Origin of the sequence: Vibrio sp. 1727, from assembly GCF_033344415.1 — a bacterium.
Taxonomy (GTDB): Bacteria; Pseudomonadota; Gammaproteobacteria; order Enterobacterales; family Vibrionaceae; genus Vibrio; species Vibrio alginolyticus.
The window spans coordinates 1-949 of the sequence record NZ_JAWPOT010000114.1; the positions used below are offsets into that span (position 1 = coordinate 1).

Annotated in this window: 1 protein-coding gene and 2 pseudogenes; all 3 read left to right on the top strand. The window is 42.9% G+C overall.

From position 1 onward, the window contains the following. Window positions 1–245, top strand: a pseudogene (locus R8O10_RS24185) (gfo/Idh/MocA family oxidoreductase); the annotation flags it as partial. A 154-nt stretch (window positions 246–399) separates the two neighbouring features. Next, the gene (locus R8O10_RS24190) at window positions 400–549 is read left to right on the top strand and encodes a hypothetical protein (RefSeq protein WP_005499370.1); all 150 of its coding nucleotides are present in this window, start codon (window positions 400–402) and stop codon (window positions 547–549) included. Between the two features lie 12 nt (window positions 550–561). Continuing rightward, window positions 562–949 (top strand): annotated as a pseudogene (locus R8O10_RS24195) (MFS transporter); the annotation flags it as partial.

Sequence of the window (949 nt, forward strand, 5' to 3'; positions counted from 1 at the left end):
AAGCATTTGAGTTTGAATCGTTCGTGGAAGGTAAATTGTGGCAGGACAATCAAGAACGTAAGTTGAACTTAAAAGATTGGACACCAATGCTCACGAGTAAAGGTTTTCACGCCATGCTATTCGATTGGTTTAAGGTTGTTGAATCAGGCAAGCTGGCTACAAGCACAGTGCAACGCAACATAGCGAGCCACCAGCTTGCAGAGCAGATCTGTCAACGCATAGAACAAGCAGTGCATTGCAATTAATCCCTAGAACCAATCTATGCATGAAACGCATACATTAATTCACTTTTTGTCATTTGTTTCATTGACTAATCGTCACTAAACTTCGCGCTCATTTTTCTACATGAGCGCACAATGCATGCTTTTTTCTCAATCCATTTTCGCTCAGGTGTTGAGAATGTCTATCATGTTGGGGCTATCTCTAATCATCGTCCATAACTCTCCGAAGTTGCTGGAAATATTAGCAGAACAAGCCATCAACAGCGGTTGTCACCAAACAACGGGAGACAACGAACACCATGATCATTCTCATCACCACCATCATTAATAAGAGCAAACTATGAGTATTTTCCGATTTCCAGTTCTTGTTTGGCTTGGAATAGGGATTTTGATTATTTGTCTAGGGATCAGACAATCTTTCGGTATTTTTATGATGCCAATTTCAGACTACTTTCAGACAGGGCGCGAGTTCTTTAGCTTTGCTATTGCCTTGCAAAACTTGTTGTTTGGCGTATTCCAACCTTTTGTCGGCATGGCGTCAGACCGTTGGGGCGCGAAGCGTATTATCATTGTAGGTGCCTTTTCTTACGCTTTAGGCCTTGACCATACTTCTATCGCCGTTGAGCCAATCATGATCTATCTATCGCTTGGCGTTTTAGTCGGTTTTGGTTTGAGAGCAACCAGATACGTCATTGTGTTAGGGGCGGTCGCAAAGGTTGTCCCTGCAC